Annotated in this window: 24 protein-coding genes; 9 read left to right on the top strand and 15 right to left on the bottom strand. The window is 42.9% G+C overall.

Going from position 1 to position 26,697, the window contains the following annotated elements:
- Positions 1–2: 2 nt before the first annotated feature.
- Both ftsH and rsfS read right to left on the bottom strand, forming a co-directional pair.
- Complete coding sequence (gene ftsH, locus ACX0G7_RS04330) at positions 3–2,081, bottom strand: ATP-dependent zinc metalloprotease FtsH (RefSeq protein WP_458922229.1); 2,079 nt, start codon at positions 2,079–2,081, stop codon at positions 3–5.
- A 111-nt stretch (positions 2,082–2,192) separates the two neighbouring features.
- The gene (gene rsfS, locus ACX0G7_RS04325) at positions 2,193–2,597 is read right to left on the bottom strand and encodes a ribosome silencing factor (RefSeq protein ID WP_458922199.1); all 405 of its coding nucleotides are present in this window, start codon (positions 2,595–2,597) and stop codon (positions 2,193–2,195) included.
- 98 nt (positions 2,598–2,695) lie between these two features.
- On the opposite strand from rsfS, the gene ACX0G7_RS04320 reads away from it, so the two are divergent.
- On the top strand, positions 2,696–3,460 hold the full coding sequence (locus ACX0G7_RS04320; RefSeq protein WP_458922198.1) for a biotin--[acetyl-CoA-carboxylase] ligase: 765 nt from the start codon (positions 2,696–2,698) through the stop codon (positions 3,458–3,460).
- A 30-nt stretch (positions 3,461–3,490) separates the two neighbouring features.
- Complete coding sequence (locus ACX0G7_RS04315) at positions 3,491–3,793, top strand: eCIS core domain-containing protein (protein ID WP_458922197.1); 303 nt, start codon at positions 3,491–3,493, stop codon at positions 3,791–3,793.
- Here the strand turns inward: ACX0G7_RS04315 and bcp are convergent.
- Together bcp and ACX0G7_RS04305 are read right to left on the bottom strand one after the other, a co-directional pair.
- Positions 3,770–4,237 (bottom strand): thioredoxin-dependent thiol peroxidase, encoded by a 468-nt coding sequence (gene bcp / locus ACX0G7_RS04310; RefSeq protein ID WP_458922196.1) that lies wholly within the window; start codon positions 4,235–4,237, stop codon positions 3,770–3,772. The genes ACX0G7_RS04315 and bcp overlap by 24 nt on opposite strands.
- 26 nt (positions 4,238–4,263) lie before the next feature.
- Positions 4,264–5,976 carry a M23 family metallopeptidase gene (locus ACX0G7_RS04305; RefSeq protein WP_458922195.1) on the bottom strand — a complete coding sequence of 571 codons (1,713 nt, stop codon included), beginning with the start codon at positions 5,974–5,976 and terminating at the stop codon, positions 4,264–4,266.
- A 199-nt stretch (positions 5,977–6,175) separates the two neighbouring features.
- On the opposite strand from ACX0G7_RS04305, the gene ACX0G7_RS04300 reads away from it, so the two are divergent.
- Both ACX0G7_RS04300 and carB read left to right on the top strand, forming a co-directional pair.
- A complete protein-coding gene (locus ACX0G7_RS04300; protein ID WP_458922194.1) occupies positions 6,176–6,391 on the top strand; it encodes a hypothetical protein in 216 nt (71 codons plus the stop codon).
- A 249-nt stretch (positions 6,392–6,640) separates the two neighbouring features.
- Positions 6,641–9,466 carry a carbamoyl-phosphate synthase large subunit gene (gene carB / locus ACX0G7_RS04295; protein ID WP_458922193.1) on the top strand — a complete coding sequence of 942 codons (2,826 nt, stop codon included), beginning with the start codon at positions 6,641–6,643 and terminating at the stop codon, positions 9,464–9,466.
- A gap of 136 nt (positions 9,467–9,602) precedes the next feature.
- On the opposite strand, the gene ACX0G7_RS04290 is transcribed toward carB, so the two are convergent.
- The 4 genes from ACX0G7_RS04290 to ACX0G7_RS04275 form a co-directional block, all read right to left on the bottom strand.
- A complete protein-coding gene (locus tag ACX0G7_RS04290; protein WP_458922192.1) occupies positions 9,603–10,262 on the bottom strand; it encodes a response regulator in 660 nt (219 codons plus the stop codon).
- Between the two features lie 15 nt (positions 10,263–10,277).
- Positions 10,278–11,081 (bottom strand): sensor histidine kinase, encoded by an 804-nt coding sequence (locus tag ACX0G7_RS04285; RefSeq protein WP_458922191.1) that lies wholly within the window; start codon positions 11,079–11,081, stop codon positions 10,278–10,280.
- On the bottom strand, positions 11,051–11,695 hold the full coding sequence (locus ACX0G7_RS04280) for a hypothetical protein (protein ID WP_458922190.1): 645 nt from the start codon (positions 11,693–11,695) through the stop codon (positions 11,051–11,053). Before ACX0G7_RS04280 ends, ACX0G7_RS04285 begins: the two co-directional genes overlap by 31 nt.
- Positions 11,696–11,782: 87 nt before the next feature.
- Entirely contained in the window at positions 11,783–12,274 is a 492-nt protein-coding gene (locus ACX0G7_RS04275) for a hypothetical protein (protein WP_458922189.1), read from the bottom strand.
- 588 nt (positions 12,275–12,862) lie between these two features.
- On the opposite strand from ACX0G7_RS04275, the gene ACX0G7_RS04270 reads away from it, so the two are divergent.
- The 3 genes from ACX0G7_RS04270 (at position 12,863) to ACX0G7_RS04260 (ending at position 17,463) form a co-directional block, all read left to right on the top strand.
- Positions 12,863–14,941, top strand: a complete 2,079-nt coding sequence (locus ACX0G7_RS04270; RefSeq protein WP_458922188.1) for a ComEC/Rec2 family competence protein — start codon at positions 12,863–12,865, stop codon at positions 14,939–14,941.
- 77 nt (positions 14,942–15,018) lie between these two features.
- Entirely contained in the window at positions 15,019–16,542 is a 1,524-nt protein-coding gene (gene purH / locus ACX0G7_RS04265; protein ID WP_458922187.1) for a bifunctional phosphoribosylaminoimidazolecarboxamide formyltransferase/IMP cyclohydrolase, read from the top strand.
- 21 nt (positions 16,543–16,563) lie between these two features.
- Positions 16,564–17,463 (top strand): DMT family transporter, encoded by a 900-nt coding sequence (locus ACX0G7_RS04260; protein ID WP_458922186.1) that lies wholly within the window; start codon positions 16,564–16,566, stop codon positions 17,461–17,463.
- A gap of 124 nt (positions 17,464–17,587) precedes the next feature.
- Here ACX0G7_RS04260 and ACX0G7_RS04255 read toward each other — a convergent pair whose 3' ends face one another.
- The 7 genes from ACX0G7_RS04255 to mutY all read right to left on the bottom strand — a co-directional run bounded on the left by ACX0G7_RS04255 (position 17,588) and on the right by mutY (position 25,004).
- Positions 17,588–18,922 carry a polysaccharide deacetylase family protein gene (locus ACX0G7_RS04255; RefSeq protein WP_458922185.1) on the bottom strand — a complete coding sequence of 445 codons (1,335 nt, stop codon included), beginning with the start codon at positions 18,920–18,922 and terminating at the stop codon, positions 17,588–17,590.
- A gap of 155 nt (positions 18,923–19,077) precedes the next feature.
- Entirely contained in the window at positions 19,078–20,466 is a 1,389-nt protein-coding gene (locus ACX0G7_RS04250) for a LutB/LldF family L-lactate oxidation iron-sulfur protein (RefSeq protein ID WP_458922184.1), read from the bottom strand.
- Positions 20,467–20,512: 46 nt separating this feature from the next.
- Positions 20,513–21,100: a DUF3109 family protein gene (locus ACX0G7_RS04245; RefSeq protein ID WP_458922183.1), complete on the bottom strand. Its 588-nt coding sequence runs from the start codon at positions 21,098–21,100 to the stop codon at positions 20,513–20,515.
- 97 nt (positions 21,101–21,197) lie between these two features.
- The gene (gene gldD / locus ACX0G7_RS04240; RefSeq protein WP_458922182.1) at positions 21,198–21,773 is read right to left on the bottom strand and encodes a gliding motility lipoprotein GldD; all 576 of its coding nucleotides are present in this window, start codon (positions 21,771–21,773) and stop codon (positions 21,198–21,200) included.
- A 39-nt stretch (positions 21,774–21,812) separates the two neighbouring features.
- The gene (gldE, locus tag ACX0G7_RS04235) at positions 21,813–23,147 is read right to left on the bottom strand and encodes a gliding motility-associated protein GldE (RefSeq protein ID WP_458922181.1); all 1,335 of its coding nucleotides are present in this window, start codon (positions 23,145–23,147) and stop codon (positions 21,813–21,815) included.
- A gap of 188 nt (positions 23,148–23,335) precedes the next feature.
- Positions 23,336–23,779 carry a single-stranded DNA-binding protein gene (locus ACX0G7_RS04230; RefSeq protein WP_458922180.1) on the bottom strand — a complete coding sequence of 148 codons (444 nt, stop codon included), beginning with the start codon at positions 23,777–23,779 and terminating at the stop codon, positions 23,336–23,338.
- A 175-nt stretch (positions 23,780–23,954) separates the two neighbouring features.
- Complete coding sequence (mutY, locus tag ACX0G7_RS04225) at positions 23,955–25,004, bottom strand: A/G-specific adenine glycosylase (RefSeq protein ID WP_458922179.1); 1,050 nt, start codon at positions 25,002–25,004, stop codon at positions 23,955–23,957.
- A 352-nt stretch (positions 25,005–25,356) separates the two neighbouring features.
- On the opposite strand from mutY, the gene ACX0G7_RS04220 reads away from it, so the two are divergent.
- A complete protein-coding gene (locus ACX0G7_RS04220; RefSeq protein ID WP_458922178.1) occupies positions 25,357–25,677 on the top strand; it encodes an HU family DNA-binding protein in 321 nt (106 codons plus the stop codon).
- A 23-nt stretch (positions 25,678–25,700) separates the two neighbouring features.
- Positions 25,701–26,546 (top strand): tetratricopeptide repeat protein, encoded by an 846-nt coding sequence (locus ACX0G7_RS04215; RefSeq protein ID WP_458922177.1) that lies wholly within the window; start codon positions 25,701–25,703, stop codon positions 26,544–26,546.
- The last annotated feature ends 151 nt before the right edge of the window (positions 26,547–26,697 follow it).

The raw sequence follows: 26,697 nt of genomic DNA, 5'->3' as shown, positions 1-26,697 counted from the left end.
ATTTAGGGAGCCGGAATGTTGCTGACGTTTGGGTCATAAGGCGGTACACCTTCACTGATCGCCCCGTTCGAATGATGATCCGGATTGTTGTCATCAACGTCCAGTGTTTTTCGTTCTTCGAAAGGACGTTTTCCGATCAACCTTTCAACATCACTCTGAAACAATACTTCTTTATCCAGCAATGCTTCTGCAAGCGTTCTGACCTGCTCACTCTTTTCCTGGAGTAATTTCTTGGTTTTGTCGTAAGCCTGGTCAATCAGCTTTCTTACCTCTTCATCAATCAGTCTTGAAGTCTCCTCGCTATAAGGTTTGGTAAATGAACCTTCCTGTGCGGGATCATAAAAACTGACCTTACCCACTTTTTCATTCATACCATAAACAGTGATCATCGAATAAGCAATCCGGGTAATTTGCTGAAGATCGTTTTGTGCGCCGGTAGATATCTTCTGGAAGAAGATCTCCTCACTTGCACGTCCACCAAGCGTCATACAAATCTGCTCTATCAACTGATCTGTATTATACAAATATTGTTCTTTAGGGGTATATTGAGCATAACCCAAAGCTGCAACTCCTCTCGGAACAATGGTAACCTTCAATAACGGGTATGCGTGTTCGAGATACCAGCCACAGATTGCGTGGCCTGCTTCATGATACGCAATGATCTTTTTCTCTTCAGGAGAGATGATTTTATTTTTCTTTTCAAGACCACCGATCACTCTGTCAACTGCATCCTGGAAGTCTTCCATTTCCACATGCTCTTTCCCTTTACGGGCCGCAATAAGGGCAGCTTCATTACAAACGTTAGCGATATCTGCACCTGCAAATCCAGGGGTCTGTTCGGCTAACTTGTGAATATCAACCTTGGTTGAGATCTTAATAGGTTTCAGGTGAACCTTGAATATGTGTTCACGTCCTTTAAGATCTGGTTTGTCTATAGAGATCTGCCTGTCAAACCTTCCTGGTCTGAGCAATGCAGTATCAAGCACATCAGGCCTGTTGGTTGCGGCAAGAACGATAATACCACTTTCTCCGCTGAATCCATCCATCTCAACCAGCAACTGGTTAAGTGTACTTTCTCTTTCATCATTACTCATGATGGCATTTTTACCACGTGCACGGCCGATAGCATCGATTTCATCAATAAATATGATACATGGCGCTTTTTCCCTTGCCTGTTTGAACAGATCGCGTACACGGCTCGCACCAACACCCACGAATAACTCAACAAAGTCAGAACCTGACATTGAAAAGAAAGGCACCTGGGCTTCACCTGCCATCGCTTTTGCAAGCAGGGTTTTACCGGTTCCCGGAGGACCAACCAGTAATGCGCCCTTTGGTATCTTTCCACCCAGTGCGGTGTATTTCTTAGGATTCTTTAGGAAGTCAACGATTTCCATTACCTCTACTTTGGCCTCATCAAGACCAGCAACATCCGCGAAGGTGATATTTACCTTGGCACCTTTGTCGAATAAGGTAGCTTTCGACTTACCAATATTGAAGATTCCACCAGGACCGGCGCCACCACCTGCGCCGCCACCCATTTTACGCATGAGCATAACCCAGATCAGAACAATTACCAGCAAGGGAAGAAGGAAATTCAGGAAAGGTCCGAACCATTCCCCTTCCATAACCGGCTTATAAGGTGTATCGGCAATTGCCGGATTGTCTTTCAGAACTTCTAACAGGCGTTTCTCAAATTCATCGGTTTTTGTAACGGTGAATTCAAAATGCGGTCCTTCTGCTTTTGTGCCCGGCCAGCTTTTACTGAGTTTGTCTTTATAGTAAGTTTTCGCGAGGCTATCTTTCTTTATATAAACCCTGACAAGGTTTTTGTTGGTTACAAGCACCAGCTTATCTACATCACCTGGCTTGAGCATTTTTTCTGTAAACTCCAGTTCTGATTCAATCTGTTTTGCATCCGGAGTAAATGAACCAAAAATCTGAAAGCCTACCAACACCGCAAAAATTATAGCCCAGATCCAATAAATGCTGAATCTGGGTCCTTTACGCGGATTATTATCATCTCTTGGTCTCAACCGGGGGAAATTACGGTCGTTTTGTCTTGAGTCGTCTTGTGACATCATTCTTGGTCTCCTAGGTTCTTAATTTAATTGTAATATTGTTTTTTGAGTTGGCATCTGCTCATTTTGATTGATGAACCTTAACTATTAATCACGATCAGCAGATAGCAACTATGGATGTTCTTCGCTCAGTGCATCACTCCACATTTCCTCGAGCTTATAAAATTTTCGGGTTTCTGGTTGCATTACATGCACCACAACATTTATGTAGTCAACAAGTACCCAATGAGCTGCCTGCTGTCCTTCATGACGATAAGGCGACTCGTCGGTAACCTGCTTTACATAAAATTCAACATAGTCACTGATGGCTTTGACCTGGGTTGTACTGTTAGCTTCGCAGATAATAAAATAATCAGCTACAGCTTCAGGAATTTTTCTTAGATCCAGGGAAATGACGTTTGATCCTTTCTTCTCCTGGATAGCATGTATTATTGCTTTAAGTATTTTTGAATTTTTCGTTAACCTGGCAACACCGTTTCTTTTGCGGCGGGTTGATAACTTAGAAAGTTGTTCCAATAATCAAAACTTTTAATGATCAATTATGTGTTATAAGGTGAAGGACGATTTAGTTCCGTCTATATTCTAATTTCGCACAAATCAAAAATAGTAATCTTTTGTCATATCCTGCCACCTTTGATACTATCGGTCAACCTTTTATATTGCTGACGACCGTTGATAGCACCAACAACTATGCCATGGCACAGGCTCATGCGGGATTGGCCACCCCCGGAACTGCGTATTTTGCGCTTGAACAAACAGCCGGAAAAGGGCAGCGCGGGAAAACCTGGAATTCCAGGCCTGGTGAGAACATTATCATGAGCCTCAATCTCAATCCTGGCAACGCTTTGATAGGTAAATCATTTCTCTTATCAGCCAGCATCTCACTTGCTTGTTATGATTTATATAAATCTTTCGCAGGGGAGGAAACTGCTGTTAAATGGCCAAACGATCTTTACTGGCGTGACAGAAAGGCAGGAGGAATTTTGATAGAAAACATAGTGGGTGGACAGGATAAACAATGGAAGTGTTCAATAGCGGGAATCGGCATCAATATCAACCAGACAGAATTCGGTGATTTCAGCAGCCGCGCAGTTTCGCTGAAGCAGATTACGGGTCACGAAAAATCAGTAACCGAACTCGGGAAACAGCTATGCCTGCTGGTTCAGAACCGGATGAATAACTTTTATGCTGCTGATTATGCCGGCATTCTAACCGAATATAACCAGGCATTGTTTATGCGGGGTAAGCAGGTGAAACTGAAACAGGGCGCGATCGTTTTTCAGACGACTATCAAGGAAGTGGATATGCAGGGCAGGTTGATTGTCTCAGATTCCATGGAACGCAGCTTCAGTTTTGGCGAGGTCGAGTGGATATTTTAATGGATTAAAAGCACATTAAATTGCCAGCAAATGCAGTTTAAAATAAAGGAAAATTCGCTTTTCGCAAGGATTGGGGCATGGAAACTCGGAACTACCCGGATCGCAATGACGATTGGCGATACTATTCATCTCCACAATACATCATCACAGGAATTTCTGCAAGACAATCGGTGGGTGAAACATGAACTCAAACACGTGGAGCAATACAGAACCCATGGATTTATAGGTTTCCTTTGGAAATATACCATGGAAAGCATCCGCCGGGGCTATTACAACAACAGGTTTGAAGTTGAAGCCCGGGAAGCGGAATCATCCACCGATTTCCAGCGCTGATATTTCTTCAGCATGTGTTTTGTTTTTCGGCCTCAGGAAAATTTTTGCGATTATCCCTTTTTCATTGATCACAAAGGTGGTCCTTAAGAGACCCATGTATTTGCGGCCGTATAGTTGCTTTTCGCCCCAGACGCCATACTTATCGATGATCTTGTGAGAAGCATCGGCTATTAACCTGAATGGCAGGTTGAACTTTTGCTCAAATTTCTTGTGTTTGGCAGGGTCATCCGGGCTCACACCGATAATCTCAAATCCTTTGCTGATCAGCATGGCATAATTATCACGAAGGTTGCAGGCCTGAACCGTACAGGTAGGGGTATCGTCCTGGGGGTAAAAGTACAATACCACTTTTTTACCCTTCAGGTCAGACAAACTGAACTCGTTTCCGTTCTGATCAATACCACTGAATAAGGGGGCTTTGTCTCCTTCTTTTAGAGTTATCATTTCGTCCCTTTCATTTGTTGTGCTCATCACCTTGTAAACCTGAATGAGCGTACTGTTGAATTGCCAGCTTCATCTTCGGCATAAATTTTCAACTCATGACTGCCGGGAGGGCATTTTTCGTCGAAGACGTAAATAAAATTGCGACCCTTGTCGTTGGTAAACCGCAACCATTTGCCATCGAGCTCAGGTCTCACGTTTTTAAACTTATTGAGATTGTCTTTGACCGTGAAAATTATGCGCGAAACTTTGCTGAGGTTGGCACCATCAGCAAAACCAACGGGGACAATCACCGGCGGATCGGTGTCCACCATCAGTTTGAAGGAACCGAAATCGCGGAAATTTGCTGAGCCCCAGCCATCCTTCCATTCTACTTTCATTACATTCTGCCTGGCACCGGAAACCCACTGCATCACTGTTCGCGACTGCTCAAGTTCATTTAGTACACGATTTGGTTTCAGCCTGATAAGAATCGGTTCCTGCAAGGGGATATATGATGCACCTATACTGTGTTGATCTGAAACTGCACCGGTTAATGGAGCCGCTGCTTTTGCGTACCGGATATTAACTTCATCATAAAGGCATTTTTCGCCGATGTAAAATTCACAGTCTTCAGACTCAAATCCATCCAGCATTAATGGCTGAAAAATTTTTCCGTTTGATGGTAACGCCGGGGCCGCTATGCTTCCCGCTTTATACTGAATCTTATACTTTAGTTCCGACTGATTGTTGTACGCATCCTTTACCCCGATCCTGATTTCATGAACGGCTCCGTCACTGAGATCCAGTACGCCGTCGCCGTTGAATTGCTTATAAATGGAGTTTACGTATCCCGGTAATTCAGAGAAATGCTGCAGCCACGCTCCGCCATTGCTTTTTAGCCGGTAATCGATATGAGCATTAAGATACCGGGTATCGTTATAACTGATGTTGTCCATCCTGAAATCAATAACCGCCGTTCCGTCAACATAAAGTAATCCCTCATAGATCCCATTCAGGTTTGATGAACCGCTTTGGGTATCAAAAGTTGTCAGTGCAAAACTGACCATCGGTGAAGTAACCGTAACCAGGCCCGGAGTGGTTACAAAGTTGCCACCACCTGTCGCTTTCACGGGCACCAGTTTGGGAGATTGCTCATAAACACTTTTTGTGCGATCGTAAATTCCCAGGCGGAGAATCGAAGGGCGGGTATTGTCCGCAATTGGGAAACCGAAAAGCATGGGATTAACGTTTACATCTGTTTCTGTTCGTCTTATTTCAAAATGAACATGCGGAGCCTGTGAGCCACCGGTGTTGCCACTGTAGGCAATAAAATCTCCTTTTTTTACCGGAAACTGATCCGGTTTAAGTTCCAATAAAGTGCTCCACGATTCCTGTTTATACTGCTGTTCCTTCAACCAGGATTCGAGTTGGGGATTAAAGTTGTTCAGGTGTGCGTACAGGGTAGTATAGCCGTTTGGATGATTGATATAGATAGCCCGGCCAAAGCCCGCAGACTCAATCTTGATGCGGGATACATAGCCATCGGCAGCTGCATGGACCGGAAGATTCTCGCGGGCCATAGTTTTCAGGTCAAGACCCATGTGATAGTGATTTGGTCTTAGTTCTCCGAAATTGCCGCTTAAGGAAATTGGAATATTCAAAGGACTGCGGAAATACCCTTTCGGATAGTCTATTGTTGGTGGTCGTTGTGCAAAGGAAATCCGGGAAATGAAAACTAAAGCCAGGAGAAAAAATCTCATCAGTAAAATTTATCGGTTAGTAGTTCGCAAAACTAAGCCGTTTGAAAATAATGGCCTTATTATTGCCTCAACCTTTCAGGCTGCTTATTGTTAAACAATATAGAATTCCATTTTCTTTTGAGATAAATTTTAAATATGGAACAGCTTTTGGCACTACAGCAGTGTCTAACAAATATGAAATAAGAAAAATCACACGTTTATGAAAAAGATTTATAACAGGACGCTTTTACTACTAGCTATCACAATCGGAAGCATTGTGGGAATCATTAAAGGATCGGAAGCTAAGCAGAAGTGGATGTTTAAAATCAAGATTCGTAACGAAGAGAAACGTCAGCAGGCTCAACAAAAGAAGATGCTGAAAGATGGCAGTGTCGAGCTCGATGATATAGAAATTGCTGCTTATCACAAAAGCTGAGTTGAAACTTTAACGATCAGGTGAATAACCGGTATTATACACCCTGCGACATCCGCAGGGTTTTTTTATTTCATCTGCTCCTTGGTTTTTTGCCCTACTCCTTTGATCATATCTTACCGGATTCTCTACCGGGATTTAGCGAAAAGCCCGGTAAATAGTTGGTTTCTAACCCCAAAAAAATTATCCCGCCGTTAACTTCCGCTACCTTACTTTTGCGCAATTTGTTTTTAAAAAATAGTCTATTCAAATATGCCAAAAGATTCTTCGATTAAGTCAGTTTTGATCATTGGTTCAGGACCTATTATTATCGGACAAGCCTGTGAATTTGATTATTCAGGTACACAGGCAGCCCGGAGTTTGAGGGAAGAGGGAGTAAAGGTTTATCTCATCAACAGCAACCCGGCGACGATAATGACGGACCCGATGATGGCTGATAAGGTTTATCTTCTTCCACTGACAGCAGAAAGTATTGAACAAATCCTGGAGGAAAACCAGATTGATGCTGTTTTACCGACGATGGGTGGACAAACTGCACTTAACCTTGCCAAGGAATGTGAAGATCTGGGGATTTGGGAAAAATTCGGCGTGCGGCTTATTGGTGTCGATATCAAGGCTATTGACAAAGCCGAAGACCGTGAGAAATTCAGGCAGTGGATGATTCAACTTGGTGTTTCTGTTGCCCAGGCGAAAACCGCGAACTCATTCCTCGAAGGAAAAGAATTTGCCCAGGAAATCGGGTTTCCGCTGGTTATACGTCCTTCATTTACACTCGGCGGTACCGGTGGGGGCTTTGTACATGATAAGCATGATCTGGATGAAGCACTAACAAGAGGCCTGACCGCTTCGCCTATCCATGAGGTACTTGTTGAAAAAGCGGTATTGGGCTGGAAGGAATTTGAGCTGGAATTGCTGCGCGATGCAAACGATAATGTAGCAATTATCTGTACGGTTGAAAACTTCGACCCAATGGGAGTTCACACAGGGGACTCGATAACCGTTGCTCCGGCTATGACACTCAGCGATACCGCTTTCCAGCTGATGAGAAACACAGCGATCATGATGATGCGGGATCTTGGAAATTTCGCCGGAGGTTGTAACGTTCAGTTTGCACTGAATCCGGATAATGAAGAAATAATTGCGATTGAGATCAACCCCCGCGTAAGCCGTTCATCTGCCCTGGCTTCAAAAGCCACCGGTTATCCAATTGCCAAGGTGGCAGCGAAACTGGCGATAGGATATAACCTGGATGAATTAAAAAATCAGATAACAGGCAACACTTCAGCATATTTTGAACCTGCACTCGATTACGTGATCGTAAAGCTGCCAAGATGGAATTTTGACAAGTTTAAGGGGGCGGATGACACACTTGGGCTGCAGATGAAATCTGTGGGTGAAGTAATGGCCATCGGCCGAAGCTTCACAGAAGCCGTACAGAAAGCCTGTCAGAGTCTTGAGAACAATGCCGTGGGACTTGGCTATTATGGCAAAAGCCTGATGAATGGCGAGGAACTGCTTGAATATATTAAAAAGCCCAAGTGGGACCGGATTTTCAGGATCAAGGATGCCCTGATGGCCGGTGTTTCAGTTAACTCCATCTCTAAGGCTACAAATGGCATCGACCGTTGGTTCCTTTATGAGATCCAGAAAATCTGTACACTGGAAAAAGAGATTGCCAAATACAAAATGGACACTCTGCCATTGAGCCTTCTGAAAGACGCCAAACGTCTTGGCTTCAGCGATGAGCAATTAGCCAGGATCATGAATGACGGCACCGAAGATGCGATATATGAGAAAAGAAAAGCGGCCGGCATAACCAGGGTTTTTAAAATGGTTGATACCTGTGCTGCAGAATTCGCAGCGAAGACGCCTTATTTCTACTCCACATTTGAGAATGGCAATAGCAACGAAAGCATCGTAACCGATAAGAAAAAGATAATAGTTCTTGGCAGTGGCCCAAACAGGATAGGACAGGGAATTGAGTTTGATTACTGCTGTGTGCACGGTCTGCTGGCCATTAAGGAATGCGGCTACGAAGCGATCATGGTGAACTGTAATCCCGAAACGGTTTCAACAGACTTCGATATTGCCGACAAACTTTATTTTGAACCGGTTTATTGGGAACATCTATGGGAAATCATTGAACACGAAAAACCTGAAGGGGTGATTGTTCAGCTTGGTGGACAAACTGCATTAAAACTCGCTGAGAGGTTGCATGAGAAAGGTATCAGGATCATCGGTACCTCGTACGATAGCATGGATATCGCCGAAGATCGTGGGCGCTTCAGCGATATGTTGAAAGAGCTTGAAATTCCGTATCCCGAATACGGTACGGCTATGGATGTTGATGAAGCAATCGAAGTTGCAAACCGCGTAGGCTACCCGGTGCTTGTTCGGCCAAGTTATGTTTTAGGTGGCCAGAGAATGCGAATCGTTATTAATGATGATGAAGTTGAAAATGCCGTAGTAAGCCTGCTTAAACATATACCCGGAAACAAGATCCTCGTAGATCATTTCCTTGACCGTTGCCAGGAAGCGGAGATCGATGCAATATTTGATGGTACCAACTTTCACGTGATGGGTGTAATGGAACATATTGAACCTGCAGGTATACATAGCGGTGATAGCAACGCGGTGCTGCCTGCCTTCAATCTTACTCCGCTTGTGGTGACGACCATGGAACACTATGCTGAAAAAATTGCAAGGGCACTGAATATTAAAGGTCTGATCAATATCCAGTTTGCAATTAAAGATGGCAAAGTTTTCGTGATCGAGGCAAACCCACGGGCTTCGCGGACTACACCATTCATCGCAAAAGCCTACCAGATCCCATACCTGAATATTGCAACCAAGATCATGATTGGGGCGCATACTCTGAAAGACTTCAAGTTTGAAAAAAAGCTGAAAGGATTCGCTATAAAAGAGCCTGTATTCAGCTTCAATAAATTCCCCGGTGTGAACAAAGAGCTAGGGCCGGAAATGAAGAGTACCGGAGAAGCTATACGTTTCATCAAAGATCTCAGGGACCCTTATTTCCGTCAGTTATACAAAGACAGGAGCATGTACCTGAGTAAATAAATTCAAAACAGGAAAAGCTTCCCTGCCGGAAGCTTTTCCTGTTTTATATCACTTTTGAACCGCACGCACCGGATCTTTCGGCACAATGATCGGTTTCTTCCCGGGGAGGTAATGCGACCCTGGCATCAACAGGAACTCAGACCTCTACAAGCCTGTTGCGTATCGCGTATAACACAAGGCCTACACGGGTTTTAACCTTCAGTTTTTCAAAAAGGTTATTACGGTAATCATCAAGGGTGCGGGGGCTCACGAACATCTTCCCGGCGATGTCTTTGTAAGTCATTTCTGAACAGATCCACCTTAGAAGTTCCTTTTCTTTTTCGGAGAGCGTTATGCGGTCGTCCGGGCGGTCAAGATCCTTATTGAGGCCACTTACTATCTTCCCGGAAATAAATTCTGACAGGTAAAAGTCCTTCTCAAGCACTGAATTGAGTGCTTCTTTCAATTCTTCCGGTTCTGCATTTTTGAGTATGTATCCTTTCGCACCAAGCTTAAGCATCCGGATAATTATGTTTTCATCACTGAACATGGACAAAGCAAGCACTTTAACCTGCGGGTAGTTCGTATGTAGCCACTGGGCCGTTTCATAGCCATCCATATCCGGCATATTGACGTCAAGCAATACGATATCCGGAATGACATGTTTTCCAAGTTTCGCTTTGATCTCATTGCCATTATTGGCTTCAAACAAAACGGTGAAATTTTCGAATGAATTGATGAGTTTTGCGAGAGCCTGCCGCAGAAGACTATGATCGTCCGCGACTGCCACCTGTATCTTTTTGTTAGCTGCAGCCATACCTGTTGAGAAACTTTAATGCGGCAAAGGTAATGCTACTGTAACAGTAGTACCATTTCCGGGGGAACTTTGAAAAGAAATTTCTCCGCCGATAAGTTTAGCGCGGTTAACCATACTCTTTAGCCCTACCCCGCTGGTAGAAGACGCATTGACCTTTTTGTCTGTGACATTGAAGCCTACCCCGTTGTCCCGGATCTTCATTACAAAAAGGTTTCGGGTTGATACATTTATAGAAACGTCAACCCTCGTGGCCTTCGAGTGCTTCAGGATATTATTGATATTCTCCTGGAAGATTCTGAAAAGGAAAATGGCTTTCTGACTGTCAGCGAGTTGTTCATCCGAAGGAGCGTCAAAAGTTACCTGCAACAAGCCTGCTTTTTTCAGATTATCCAACTCGAAACCAATGGCTTCGGTAAGCCCGATCTGTGCGATCCGGTCAGAGTGAAGACTTTTCGTAAGATCCGCCAGGTCAAATATCGCCTTGTTTAACATCTGCCTGATATTATAAACTCCTTCATAAATAGGATCTTCTTTCTCAATAGGAAGTATGGCCAGCGAAAGTTTAACCACTGAAAGTACCTGGCCAATATTGTCATGGAGTTCCTGCCCAATCGTTTTGAAAGTTTCTTCCTGGATCTCAAGTTGGGTTGTCAATAACTCCTGGTCGTATTCTTTTTTTATCCTCACTATTTCCTGCTCCTGCCGATGTTGCTTTCGTTGATAGAGAAACAGGATTGTAACAATGAAACCAACAAGCAACAAAGCAAGCACTCCCCCTACTAAAATGACTACGTAGATTTCCTGATTCTGATCCGGCATAAAAACGCGATAGTGAACAATGAATATAATAAACTATTCATTAGGTTAAGTAGAGCGGAAATGTTGTCCATGATAATCAACGGAAGATTCTCCATGAAGTTTGCGAGCCCGAAGAACGGGAACGTACAACAATAGAAAAACAACAAACCGGTACAAAACCAAAACGCGGGCTCCCTTATTAATACCACCGAATGGGAGCTTTGAAAGAGTTCGAAAAAATAATAAATACAGATAGCGACTACCAACAGGCATCCTAAAGAATAGGTCATTGAATGGAATCCTTCAGTTTGGATAAAGTTGATATTGATAAGGAACGCTATTGGGTATATAAAACCAATCGCCTTTATGATCCGTTTGACGGTCTTCGAATGCATGATCTGGTGCAACATAAAAAAATAGAAAAGGAACTCAAACACTCCAAAAAAATTATAAAGCGAAACGTTTGTTTTGTCCTGAGACCAGAAATAAACAGCCAGTGATTCAATAGTTAATGTGATGGTCAGATAAAACGGAAATAGTCTCTGATATAATAGTTCTCTTCTCTCCTGGAGATTGTAAACTATGCTGAACAGCAGGCTCAGTGCGATAAAAGGTATGTAAAAAGGGATGTACATCAAAGACTAAAGAAAAGATATTTTGATGTAAAAAAAATAAAACCTTCACGATAGAGTGAAGGTTTTTAAGAAAATATGTTTTCATAATCAAATAACCACGATACCCTGCTCGCCGCGATCAACGATTGTCAAGCCAAGGCCCCAATCGGAATCTTCAAGGCCGCTTCCTTCAGGTCTGCACAAAGGAGGACACATCTTACCCATATTGTAAGCAAGAATACTCGGACCATTTTCTGTAGTGGTGTAGATGTCTTTGTTCACAGACCCGTGTTGTGTTTCTTTTACTTTTGTTGCAACCATTACAACCGTTTGTCTTCCTGCATATAAGGGCTGTTCAGTATAATCCTTCGGATAGGCAGCAAAATACATTTTCATCCCATCAGCACCGTTATCCTTCGCCTTTGCTAAAAAGTTTTCCAGTTCTTCCACACTCCACCACACACTCAGTGAATCTTCTTTGCCAATGCGCTCAGAATTCTGCGCCCATCTTTCCTGTTTGTATTCCCGTATCACTGAGTCTACATGTTTCGTATCAACGTATTTTCCTACACTTATTGAAGTTTTTTCTACTGTGATCATACCCTTAATGTTTATGTTTTTAGAGAATCAGATTGACTCAGTAAAAGTAATACAGGGTTAAGGGGAATCATAATTGCAAGCTCGTGATTATAAATGAATTACAAATAGCGATTATTCATAAAGTCAAGACACTCAATTATTAACGAGTTTTCTCGCAGAAATATACCGTTAATTTCCGGTAATTAAAACCGTAAAGTACGCAGATTATTGACCGTTGGTTTACGGGGTTCAAAACCCCGTAAAATGATGGTACGAAATACAGTGATAGAAATGTGTTACAAAAACTGGAGGATCAACGATTTTAAATGAACTTACCTAAGGTTCATAAGGATAGCGCCCGTTTTTAACCTTCAATATCCAGGTTCAATTATACAAAAATTTATTATCCGGATTATTGAGATCAAAATATTCCTTTGCAGAACCATTCGAAATATAGTAGCAGCCTTTCCTGATACCATTAACTGTTATTCCTTATCCTATCAATACAGTGCTACCTGACAATCGAAAGGCAAGCGATCATCAGAAAAAAACTTCTCAGCCGGTTTTTTTCAACCCGATGAAATTAAGGACAGTATATAAATTCCACTGATGAATCTATATACTGTTCCTTATTATAAGAATGCCCCGTTCTTAAGGCTGGTTATTCCCTTTACCTGCGGTATACTAATTCAGTACTATTTTAGTTTACCTCTTATCTTTTTGACCGGAATGGTTTCGGCTCCGGTTTTCATTTTCCTCCTGCATGTCGTCCAACCACTCAGTTATCAATTCACAACCAGGCCCTTACCAGGTGTATGTTTAAACATTTTGCTTTTAGCCTCTGGTTGTCTCAGTATGTATTATTCAGAGGATAAAAATAATCCGGCTTCTATCCTGACTCAATATAAAACGGGGTCCACATTGGTACTGACTATCAACGAGCCACTCACGGAAAAACCAGGATCATATAAAGCCCTGGGTTCGGTTAACTGGATGGTTTCGGATAACACCTTTTATCCGACGATGGGCCAGGTTGTGCTTTACTTTGAAAAAAAGCCGGTTCACCGCAAATTGAAATACGGTGATATCATTATTGTTGCCGCAAACCTGCAACCAGTCTCTACCACAGGCAATCCTGCTGCATTCAATTACAGGAAGTATTGTTATTTCCTCGGCATCCATTACCAGGTGTTTTTAACGGAAAAGAATTACAAAACAACCGGCTATAGATCTATCAATAAATTTCTTGTTTTTATCTTTCAGACAAGGGCAAACGTGATAAACGTATTGCAGAAGTATATCCCTGGATCAAAGGAATCAGGTCTGGCGCAGGCTATACTTATCGGCTATAAAGACAACCTTGATAAAGAACTTGTACAGGCGTATTCCAATACAGGCGTGGTTCATGTAATTGCAATTTCTGGATTACATATCGGGTTAATTTACGGAATACTGTTGTTGCTGACCTCCACGCTGCGGAACTCATCTGCCGGTCGTATTATACAATTGGCGATCGTAATAACCTGTATCTGGATATTTGCAATAGTGGCGGGAGCTTCTGCTTCAGTGGTACGCTCTGCGGTTATGTTCACCTGCATTGCTACAGGAAATGTTCTTGCGCGAAACTTATCAGTATATAACAGCCTGGCAGCTTCCGCTTTCCTTCTCCTGGCCTATAATCCTTTCTGGATCTGGGATACCGGCTTCCAATTATCGTATGCAGCCGTACTCAGCATAGTAATTTATCAGAAGCCGGTTTATCATGCACTTACGTTAGACAATAAGTTGTTGTTGATGATCTGGAAAACATGTGCAATTACATTATCTGCCCAAATCCTTACCACGCCGGTAAGTCTTTATTATTTTCACCAGTTCCCTAACTTTTTTCTCATCACTAACTTCGTGGCTATACCTGTTTCAAGCCTCATACTTATCGCTGAGATCATTCTTTGCTGCTTGTCATTTTGCGCGCCCGTGGCCTTTTTCATTGGAGACGGGATTCATTATCTTATAGCCGGGATGAACTGGTTTGTTCAATTAGTAGACCTTATACCTTTTGCAAACTGGAGATACATTCAAACAGATATCTTTCAACAGCTTCTGTTATATATTGTTATTGCGGGTATTTCATTTTTTGTCTTTCGAAAATCGGTATGCGGTATCTACATAGCATTTAGCGCGCTTGCATTGTTTCTCTTACTGCGTAGTTTATCATTCTATAATGCGGTGAACCAGCAGAAATTGATAGTATACAATGTCAGTAAATTGTCTGCCATAGAGTTGATCCGCGGCCGAAGTGCGTTGTTCATTGCAGACGATGCCCTGGTATCAAATGCATCAGCTATGAGGTTTAATATCCTTCCATCAAGAATAGTTCACCGGATCAGCAATGTGTATTCGCCCGAAAGCGGATCCCGTAGAAGTTACCTGTTCGCACATCGAAACAAGCTTTTCGTTCTGGCAAGAACTCCGCTTTATTGCCCGGTAAAAGCAGATATCCTCATCGTTTCAGGCAATCCGCGCGGCAGGTTTGTCAACTTTTTGAGAGGCAAACTACCGGGGAAAGTGGTCTTTGACAGCTCGAATTCTCCGGCTAAAATCAAATCCTGGAGCCAGGAATGCAGGCGATTGGGAGTGCCTGTAGTCTCCGTGTCGGAAGAAGGTGCTTTTGTAATGAATTTGAATTAATATACTTTTGCGGCCTTAATACTAAATCTCGCCTTCCATTTTGCTTAAGCCGGTTTCCGGACAAATAAATTTGATACATGAAAATTAAATCTGCGCTGATCTCAGTTTTTTATAAAGACGGACTTGAACCAATTGTGAAATTATTGAATGACCAGGGTGTGACCATATACTCTACTGGTGGTACCCAAACATTTATCGAAAAGCTGGGCATCAAAGTGGTTCCCGTTGAATCTCTTACCACTTATCCGTCGATCCTTGGCGGACGGGTAAAGACGCTTCACCCATCAGTTTTTGGCGGTATACTGGGTCGCAGGGACAACCCCGGGGATGTGAAAGAAATGGAACAATACAAGATCCCTGTGCTTGACCTTGTTATCGTAGATCTTTATCCGTTTGAAGAAACAGTTGCCTCAACATCGGAGGAAAAATTAATAATTGAGAAAATTGATATTGGCGGACCCTCAATGATCCGGGGTGCTGCGAAAAACTTCAGGGACGTTGTGGTGATCGCCGCAAAAAAAGATTACGCTGAACTGGAGAACCTGTTAAGAGATCAGAACGGGGAGACAACCCTTGAACAGCGGAAAAACTTCGCAGCGAGGGCTTTTGAAGTAGTTGGTCATTACGATGTTGCAATCGCAAAATATTTTAACCAGGAAAACAGCCTGTATTTCCTCGAATCCAGCTTTGGACCAAAAACCATGCGATATGGCGAGAATCCACACCAGGCGGGTGTTTTTTACGGAGATTATAGCCAGCTTTTTAACCAGCTTAATGGCAAGGAACTTTCGTATAACAATCTTGTAGATGTAGATGCGGCAGTGCAGCTCATACAGGAGTTCGGCATCTCTGATAAAAGCTCCGAGTCTACTTTTGCAATTATTAAGCATACGAATGTATGCGGGATCTCGCAGCGACCTACAGTTAAACAAAGTTGGGATGATGCTCTTGCTGGCGACCCGGAAAGTGCCTTTGGCGGTGTACTGGTCTGTAACAAAACAATAGACCAGGAAACAGCAACGGCCATCAACGAAATATTTTTTGAGGTTTTGATTGCGCCTGCCTTTAATGACGACGCACTTGTTGTGTTGAAGTCAAAGAAAAACCGCATACTGCTTGAACTAAAGGATGTAAAGCAACCTAAGCTGCAGTATAAATCCCTGTTGGGTGGTGTTCTGGTGCAGGGTACGGATCTCGGTAACTATGATAAATGGGAAGAAACTGGCGGAGTTGAATCTTCCGCAGAACAGAAAGAGAATCTTGAGTTTGCCAACCTTGTTTGCAAGCATCTGAAATCAAACGCGATTGCTCTTGTAAAAAATAAACAACTGGTTGGAAAAGGATGCGGTCAGACGAGCCGCATTGACGCGTTGCGTCATGCAATTGAAAAAGCGCACCAGTTCAAATTTGATCTGCATGATGCCGTACTTGCAAGTGATGCTTTTTTCCCTTTCAATGACTGTGTACAGATCGGGCATGAAGCAGGGATCACTGCCTTCATTCAACCCGGGGGATCGGTTCGTGACAAAGATTCTATTGAATATTGTAAACAACATAAGCTGGTTATGGTGATGACTGGTATGCGACATTTCAGGCACTAATATGACAACGTTCTTTATATTTTGAAGGCTAACCAACCTGGCTCAGTAAGAATCAGGGCTTTGGTCGCCCTGGCCATGGTTTGCTTCTTCTGGGGTACCACCTGGATAGCAAGCGAAGAAGGGGTGCGGCATATGCCCGCTATCCAGTTGGCAGGAATCAGGCAGTCGCTTGGCGGAGTTCTTTATGTTGCCTTTTTCCTGTTCAAAGGATATAAGTTGCCCATTGGCAGGGAATGGTGGCCGGTATTTGTACTGAGCCTTCTCAATTTCGTGCTGACTAATGGGCTTACTACCCTCGGACTTAAATATATATCTCCCGGGCTCGGTGCAATTATCTCTGCGATCTTTCCATTATGGATAGTGGTGATTGGCCTGGTAAAAGATTCCACCCTGCCGCCTATGAAAGCGCTGATAGGCCTCTTACTTGGTTTTGCGGGCATCTGTATTATTTTCTATGATCACCTGAATGACTTCCTCGATTCCGGGTTCCGCCAGGGAATCATATTATCTGTGATAGCATCATGGACCTGGGCTTTCGGTACTCTTTATACCAAAAGCCAGGCAACAAAGTTTAATCCCTATTTCAGCGTAGGCCTCCAGATGCTGATAGCAGGTATTATCATGACCTGCATCTCTGTTTTCAGCGGGAATAACATCGCGTTCCGGGAAATACCCTGGCAGGGTTGGTCTGCAATTTTATACCTTGTGGTTTTTGGCTCAGTGATTTCTTTCGTGGCCTACCTGTATGCCCTGCAACACCTGCCGACCGAACAGGTTTCCATCTATGCATATATGAACCCTGTCGTTGCAGTTTTATCAGGCTTCCTGGTTTATGGAGATCCATTAACCGCCTACATTGCTGTTGGTGGCGCGGTGATCCTTTACGGTGTATACCTCGTTAATCAGGTTTACAGGAAATGATAGTAATACAGCGAGTGATAATCTCACAGGTGGCTGCAAAGGTCAAGAAGAATAAATCCAGTGCCTCAGGGTCTTAAAACCAACGTCCCGGTTTGTCGGAACAGGCATCCCGGAAGTTTACAACTCACGGTACCGGTATATCAGAATACGCATCCCAGTAAACAGTTTCTTTCATGAACAATTCAAACATCTCTTTCCAGCCTTTGAACTGGGGATCATCGCCCAATATATGATTGTGCCAGATAGGAATGAAGTTGCCGTTTAACTTTTTCACCAGCTCGTAATACTTTACCAACTCCATATAGGTTTGTTCCGGTGTTTGCTTTTGCTCGTAGAATGAATTCGCATCCATAAAGCAGAAGGGACTGATAACAAGTGCCGTTGCCTGCTCCCTTTCGAGATCATACCATTTATACGATGAACAGACAGATGCGCGGAAACCGTTTATCGAGCCATATCCCATCGAGAAGTCATACCTGATCCCGGTATCAACAAGCTTCCTGAATGTGTCAGGGGTCTTAAATCTTATATAATGCTGCCTGCTTGAAACAACAGGTTTATCCGTTATCACTTCAAGCCATTCCAGCTCCTCTTTCAGCAACCGCGGATGATCACCGCTTTTCCAGGAAGGATGAAGGCCGACTTCATATTTTGAGGCGTAATATTCAATCAGTTCACGGAAAGCCTTTACATCTGTTGAGATATTTTTATCATACCCTTCCTGTTTTTTCGCAACCAGAAAAAAATAATAGGGTTTCAGGCGACAGTAAAGGTGCAACGCGTCAAGCCATTCGAAACAATCATAAGGATCCTGCTTTTTCCCGGTCAGCACCAACCAGCGGTCATCAATTTCTTTCCATCTCCCTTTCAGAAATGACCTCACAAATCCGGCAACCGTCCTTAATACACCTTTATGAAGATAAGAGTAAGCAATATCAATATCATACGTGATATTGCAGGAAAACTGCTGCCTTTTGAATAGTAAGCCGGGAAATCTGTGATGCAATGACTCCCTGAAAGCAACAAGCCAGATATTGATCATCGGGAGATCAAGGAAGCCTTCACGAAACGCAAGAGCGTTTTGATGAGCGTATCTTCCATATTCATCTACCTCGTGTTTCAAATATTCTTCATACCTCGTAAGCAGGTAAAAAGATGCTGCAAAAATATCAAACGGAAAATCGCCTTCAGTTTTATATAGCGCCTTGCCCTTTTCATAGCTAAAAACATCAGGCTGCTCTTCCCTGACCCCGGTTTGAAATAACAGTTGTACAGGTGTTATCCAATAGCTCCCGGTTGAAATCTGCGCAGGTGAATAATTGATCTTCGGAACTTCACTATTCAGAAACGCCGTCTCATCATTTGTGATAACGAAGGGCGCTTCCAATATTTCTTTACCTATAAATTCCAGAATATATTGTAGCCTGGGCGTGATTTCGGAGGTATAGACTAATAGCATTTAGCCGGCGGACTTTAAGTGTGTAATATGTACCGTCAATTATAGAATAAAATAATCGCCGGTCATTGCCAATTCCAATAATACAATTCTCCGCTTTCAATGTCAATCTTTTTGACTTTTAACATTGATCCTTCTCCGACGGTATCTATTTGTTTTCAGCTTTTGTCGTCAGGACTGAATTTCTCCTTCCAAAGCTGGTTGAATGTTTTCTCAGAAAAATCAAGTGCCGCCCTGTGGGCCGTCCAGCCACTGAACGCCTTATTCACCAGCCAGTTCTTCATTTTTTTGTTACCGCGGTTCATCATCTTTCGGTTGAGACTGGCTTTTCTCCATAGCTTCCACGCAAGTTTCTCAGATGTTGTACTGAGTCCCTTATCAGTGGCTTCGTACCGGTTTTCCAGTAACAGTTCATGGAGGTTGATCTTCACCGCACAAACTTCCGTGCAGTTCCCGCATAATGAAGACGCGTTACTGAGATGTTTCCATTCCTTCAGGCCATTGAGCTGAGGAGTAATTACAGCTCCGATTGGTCCGCTATAGGTTGAACCATAAGCATGACCACCGATATTTTTGTAAATAGGACATGCATTAAGACAGGCACCACATCTTATGCAGTAGAGACTTTCGCGTGAGACCGGGTTATCAAGGATATTGGTACGGCCGTTGTCAAGCAGGATCACATACATTTCGTCCGGGCCGTCTGCTTCACCAGGCTGACGCGGACCGCTGAAAATGGAATTATAAACCGTTACTTTCTGCCCGGTGCCATAAGTGGAAAGCAATGGCCAGAACAAGCCCAGGTCAGTAAGAGAAGGAATGATCTTTTCAATTCCTGCGATCACTATATGTGTCTTTGGAAATGCAGCGCTCAGTCTTGCATTTCCTTCATTTTCAGTAACTGCTATCGACCCCGTATCTGCGATAATAAAGTTGGCACCAGTTACCCCGACTTCCGCCACCGGGTACTTCGCCCTTAACTTTTCTCTTGCAACAAGAGTCAGCTGTTGGGGGTTTAAATTCGGTGGTGTCCCCAGCTTTTCATAGAACAACTTTGCAACATCTTCTTTGCTTTTATGCATCGCAGGGGTTACAATGTGATAGGGCGCTTCACCATCCAGTTGTTGAATGTATTCACCAAGATCCGTTTCAACACTTTCTATGTTATTATCGGTCAGGAATTTATTGAGATGGATCTCTTCCGTCACCATGCTCTTGCTTTTAACAACAGAGCGACAATTTTTGCTCTTACAGATTTCGAGTATTGCTGACAGCGCTTGTTTATCATCCTGCGCCCAGATAACTTTTCCACCACGCCTGGTAAAATTTGCCTCGAAATCCTCAAGTTGCTGATCAAGGGTTTCGATGGCCCGCCACTTGATATTTTTTGCCCTTTCCCTTGCGAGGTCCGTATCCCGGAACTGTGTTTTGCCCAGGGGAACTGAGTTATTATATTTACTGATATTAAAATTCACCTTGAACCGGTGATCAAGGTCGGCCGATTTGATTGTACTTTTTGCCTTGAATGTGGAAGCGTTTTCTGACATAAATATCTTCAGTCTGTTGCAAACAATGAGCAATTAAAGCAGGTAATTACTTTTGGATTTCAAAATAATCCTGGGCAACTTTATCGAGAGCGTTATAAAAATCCTCTCCGTATTTTCTTATGATCGGCTCTTTAAGAAATTGATATACCGGCACTTTTAATTTCTTACCCAGCGTACAGGCCGGTTTGCACAAGGTCTCCCTCGGTTCGTAATTCATCCTGTCGAAGTCACCTTTCTTTCCTTCCTTGGTTATGATAGGATAAAAGTGGCAGCTTATCGGTTTCTTCCAGCTGATTTTTCCATCGCGATACGCCTGTTCTATCGCACACTTTATCACACCTTTTTCGTCATGAAAACCATAAGCACAAAGTTTACCTTCTATCGTCGGGGTGACCCAGCCAAACTCGACATCATAAACATACCGGCCATGTTTTTCAATCCATCCTAATCCGTCTTTGGTAAGATAGGGCCTCACGGTTTCGAAAATCTCATTGATGATGGCAAGCTCATCTTTTTCAAGAGGCGCCCCGGCATCTCCATCCTCGCAACATCCGCCTTTGCATTTTGTAAGATCACAAACAAATTGCTGAGAGATCACATCTTCACTAATGAGAACATTGTCTACTGCTATCAAAATTCCTTTTTTACAAATGTAACCAATAAGCCGTATCAGTAGGACTAAGATCCCTGATTGATACCAGTAAAATTTTCAACGGAAAACAGCCAGGAACTTAATTGAGCCTGAGCGTATTGATCAGGTGTTTCATGTCCTGCTCAAGAAAATTGTTGACAACGCCAAGAGAGTCTGCATTGGGTGATGCGTCAAAATAAAGTGCTCCCCTGATAAAATGCTTAACTGAATCTGTAACAAAAAACTGTTTGGCGGTGGCCGCATTCCCACCAACCTGGAAAAAAACACCCGTATGCCCGGCTGGTGTCTTCATCAGGGAATCACGTATTTCGGTTGCCTTTGAAGTATGTTTATAGGTCATTTTGAAAGCATCAGCAACCAGGGAGTCAAAATTGTTCTTTTTTATCTCCTTATAACTGATGTAGATCTTACCATAAAACTGGGGAAAGTCTATGTTGATCCAGTAATCGTTTTCAGGTTTTGCTTCAAAGAAAGTAGAGTCGCGCACGATCTTCGCATATACCGGGTATTCAAACGAATAGGGACTGCCTGGTGGTGCGTAAAGCGTGTATTGATGTTCAGGAAAGTCAATTTTGTAGTATCCGCGCTGCTTAAGTGTATAATCGCTGTTACAGGATATCAGGGCAATCAACAAAATAATAAAAATCGATCTCATCGTGTTTGAATAATTAGGGCGGGAAGCACCGCCATGAAATCAGGATTTCTGCCTTTTGATGGTAACCTTCACCTTACGGATCCGGTTCTTCTCGACTTCGAGGGTAGTAAACTCAAAATCACCTACTGTTGCAATATCATTTGGTCTGGGAATTTCCCCGGAGATTTCAAGTATCAGCCCTGCCAGCGAATCACTTTCCCCTCTTACCTTGTCGAAGGTATCGAGAGAAAGATTCATCATTTTACAAACGTCATTGATCATCGTCTTCCCTTCAAAAATATAATTATCATCATCCAATTTTTTGTTCCCGCTTTCTTCTTCGTCAAACTCATCTTTTATCTCGCCAATGATTTCTTCGAGCACATCTTCCAGCGTCACTATACCGCTTGTGCCCCCGAACTCATCGACTACAACTGCAAAATGAATTCTCTTTGTCTGGAACTCTTTCAAAAGGTCCTCGATAAATTTTTGTTCATGCACGAAATAGGGAATGCGCATAAGACTGGTCCACTCAAAGTTATCGGGCTGATTGAGATGTGGAATGAGATCCTTGCTATGGATCATGCCAATAATGTCATCAAGACTTGATTTGTAGACCGGCAGTCTTGAGTAGTGAAGTTCTTCGATCCTTCGCTTCAGATCCCGGAAACTGATATTGTGCGGAATGCCGTTCACATCCAGCCTCGTCCTCATGATTTGTTTTACAGTGATATGCCTGAACTTGTAAATGCCTGCCAGGATGCGTTGTTCCTCTTCTTCGTGGATGGTCGACTTTATCGCTGCTTCAAGTTGCTGTTGGGAATATGCCCTTGAGGTACTACCGCCCATAAACTTCTCTATGCGTTCGGACATGCCCATCAATGAAGCTCCCAGCTTTTTAAACAGATAATAAATGATCTCAACGAGGTATGATGCTTCATATGCTACCCGGAGATTATTTTGCCCTGCCCTGATTTTGGGAAGCACCTGCCCGATCAGTATCAGGACGAAACTTATCAGGGCGATCTTTAATACGAACCTGAATATGTGCCAGCCCAGTTGCTGAGGGAAGATCTGATCTATCAGGATATTTGACAGGATGATGATTGCGATGTTAATGAGAATACCAGAAACCCTCAGTGAGCCTAGCAAGGTCCGCGGATCTTCCAGCAGGTTTGTTATTCTCTTCCATCCTGCATCCTGCTTGGTCTTCAGCATATTGATATCACGGTAGGTAAGCGAAAAAAAAGCTACCTCGGCACCGGAGATGAAAAATGAAAGAATGAGTAATAACAGCACAATAGCCGCCAGAATGGTTGTCGCCTGGATACTTGCTACCAGGAGAATAGGCTGGAATTGATCAGACAGAAAAAAATTCAACAAAGAGATATCCAAAGCAACTTGTTTTTTTCAACATAAAGGCAGGTCAAACGGCCTGCCCCTGCGAATACATTGTAGGCGAAATTATCAATAATTTATTATGATGTCGAAATATAAACCCTTAATTATCTATTACTTCAAAAAAATTGTCCGGAGCGAGCCGGCGTTACAAGATCCGGACTTTTCGACACTTATTACACGCATCAGAATGGAAGATCCTGGGATGGCTCATCGATTGGAGGAAGATCGCCGGAATGGAAACCTTCAATATTGCCATGCTGCGCACCCCCCGGTCCGTTATGATGACCGGCATCGGTCCTCTTGTCAAGCATAATGAGATTATCCCCAACTACTTCTGTTGAAAATTTTTTCGCACCCTCTTTATCTTCCCAACTTCGGGTCCTGAGTCTTCCTTCAATGTATACGAGACTACCTTTGTGAAGATATTTCTGAGCGAGTTCTGCGAGTCCGCGCCATAACACCACCGTGTGCCACTCAGTCTGAGAGATCAGTTTGCCAGCGCGGTCTTTGAATGTTTCCGTCGTTGCCAGGGGAAATTTGGCTACGGCAATGTTTCCTTCCAGCACCTGAACATCGGGATCTTTTCCAAGGTTTCCGATCAGCATTACCCTGTTTACGCCTCTCATAATAACAATTTTGAAAGTTAATAATCAGCCTGCCTGTTCAATTCATTGTAAACACATCCTCAAGGGTCCAGGAGCAAATCACCCTTCGGGTTGGATGAACCTGCTGTTATAAATTTACAAAATTCGCGGGGCTGTTGCGTTAAAATCTTTGTAGAATGTTCGGGCGAAACATAAGTCAGACAAGTTCATTTTCCAGGAATATGTTCAGCATTCGGGGAAAGGCAAATTCCGCCAGTTGTTTTTTTGTCACCTTCATGTAAGAAGAAGGCAGTACAACATTTTCGGGAGCTGCTACAAAGATAAACTGACCATGTATTGTCTGATGGGTCAGCTGCTGAACATACACCCTGCTTCTGGATGTTATATCAAATGACTGGTTACCAAAAAGTGTTTTCAGGAAATGATGATGAGGTGAGTTTATGTTTTCGTCGGTTTCAAGCAACACGAATTCATGGAGATTTTGCCAGATATCTTTTTCAGTTCGCTTTCTGATGTAAACAGAACCAGCACTTTCGATCATAAAATAATAGAACCACCGGTGTTTCTTTACTAACTTTTTTTCTTTTACCGGGAGATCATTTACAGATCTTGTCTTATACGCTTCACAATCGTCCCGCTGGGGGCATTGTAAACATAAAGGATTCCGGGGCTTGCAGATGATTGCACCAAAATCCATTATTGCCTGGTTGTAAAGGCCCGGCTCTTCCCGGTCCAGCAAGTTCTCTGCAAGTTCCTGGTATAGCTTTTTGCCGGCGGTGCTATCTACAGGGGTGGTTATTCCAAAATACCTCGCAAGCACTCTCTGAACATTACCATCAACAACGGCATAAGGCAAATTGTAAGCAAAGGAGGCTATGGCTGATGCGGTGTAAGGCCCGATACCTTTTAACCGCACGATGTTTTCATACGTGTCAGGAAATGATCCGTTCAGATCATTCACGATCGTTTTTGCAGAAGCGATCAGATTTTTGCAGCGACTGTAATAGCCCAGCCCTTCCCAAAGCTTGAACACTTTTTCTTCCGGTGCATTCGCGAGCTCATAAATGGTGGGAAAGCTGGTAATGAAAGATTGATAATAAGAGAGACCTTGTTCGACCCTTGTTTGTTGAAGAATGATCTCACTTAACCAGATCCTGTATGGATCCTTTTCGCCTTTCCATGGCATGGATCTTCTATTAGTTTCAGTATTCCAATGCAAGAGCTTCTCCGTAAAGATTGCTTTCATGAACGCAATATTAAGTCACGGAAATTGAATGTAAATCACAACGAAAACATTCATCTGCTGCCTTCATAGAAGGCCTGATAATCAACACACAAATGCTGTTTTGCCTAGCAAAAAACGAAGAAGAGGGCTTCACTTTGAAATTCAACAAACATCGCACTCGCCGCATCTCATTGATTTTCAATAATATACGAATCTCATTATAAAAGAATAAAATTCATTATCAATTATTTACAGTTTTCTTGCAAATTTCAAAATTTACCGTTAATTTCACTAATGAATTGATTTAGTGCAGATTGGCCATTGGTTTAGCGTTAAACAAAAACAAATTTATAACCCACCTAAAATTCATAACATGAGAAAAGCAGACCTCGTTAACCAGATATCTGAAAAAACAGGTATTCCGAAGGTTGATGTACTGGTGACGCTGGAAACCATGTTCAAGGAAGTAAAAGATACGCTTGCTGATGGTGAGAATATCTATATACGGGGTTTTGGTAGTTTCATCACCAAGAAAAGAGCCGCCAAGATTGGCCGGAACATAAAAAAGAACATCGCTGTTCATATCCCTGAGCATTATATTCCTGCATTCAAACCTGCAAAAGAATTTGTTGCGGAAGTTAAAAAATTGCAAGCAGTTAAAGAAGATCAACCAAACCCGGATGATGAAGCTTAAATTTGCTGCCTAATTCAAATTAATTGAAAAAGCAGCAGATCATTCTTACCGGGGGGGCAGTGGCTCTCCTGTTTATTATTTATTTTTTTGGAAATAACGTTCCGCCAATAGAAAAGAAGCCTGTTGAAAGCGCGGCTCACCAGGACGAAGCTCCACTTGACATAAATACTATTTTATCAGCATCAAAGCGCCAGCTTACACCAGAACAATCTGCCTTTGTGAGCAGGTTGGAATCAGCTGTTGTTCGTGGTAATGTAAAAGACCAGCAAATCAGCGTCTACAAACAGCTGGCTGATTTCTGGAAAGATACTGTTCACCTTCTTTTGCCTTACTCATATTACACTGCCGAAGCAGCTAAATTGGAAAATTCTGAAAAAAGTCTCACCTTTGCAGCCCAATTCTTTGCAGGGAACATGCGCCGACAGCAGGAACCCTCGTTAAAAAAGTGGATGGCTTTACAAGCTAAAGAGTTGTTTGAAAAGGCTTTAGAGATAAATCCGGGGAGTGATTCCCTCAAAATCGGCCTTGGATCTTGTTATCTTTTTGGCAACATAAGTGACAACCCAATGCAGGGAATCAGCCTGATCCGTGAAGTTGCATCGAGAGATTCAACAAATATGTATGCCCAGTTTATGTTAGGAATGGGCGGACTTGTTTCCGGCCAGCTTGATCTTGCTATTCAGCGTTTGTTGAAAGTTGCGAAGTACGAGCCAAATAATGCAGAAGCAGTGCTTGCACTTGCGGATGCCTTTGAAAGAAAGAATGATAAAGCCAATGCAATCATGTGGTATGAGAAGGGGAAGGAACTTATAGGAGATCCTGACTTTATCAAGGAGATTGATCAACGCATAAGCTTATTAAAAACATAGCCTTTCATTTTTGAAAGGACTAAATAAACAAATTAATTAACTTAAATCACTGGTTATTATGCCTTGCGGTAAAAAAAGAAAACGTCATAAAATTGCTACGCACAAGCGTAAGAAGAGACTAAGAAAGAACCGTCATAAGAAGAAAAGCCGC

This window comes from Flavitalea antarctica (assembly GCF_054461535.1).
The sequence above is the reverse complement of the archived record's forward strand: the minus strand, read 5'-3'. Positions and strand labels throughout refer to the sequence as shown.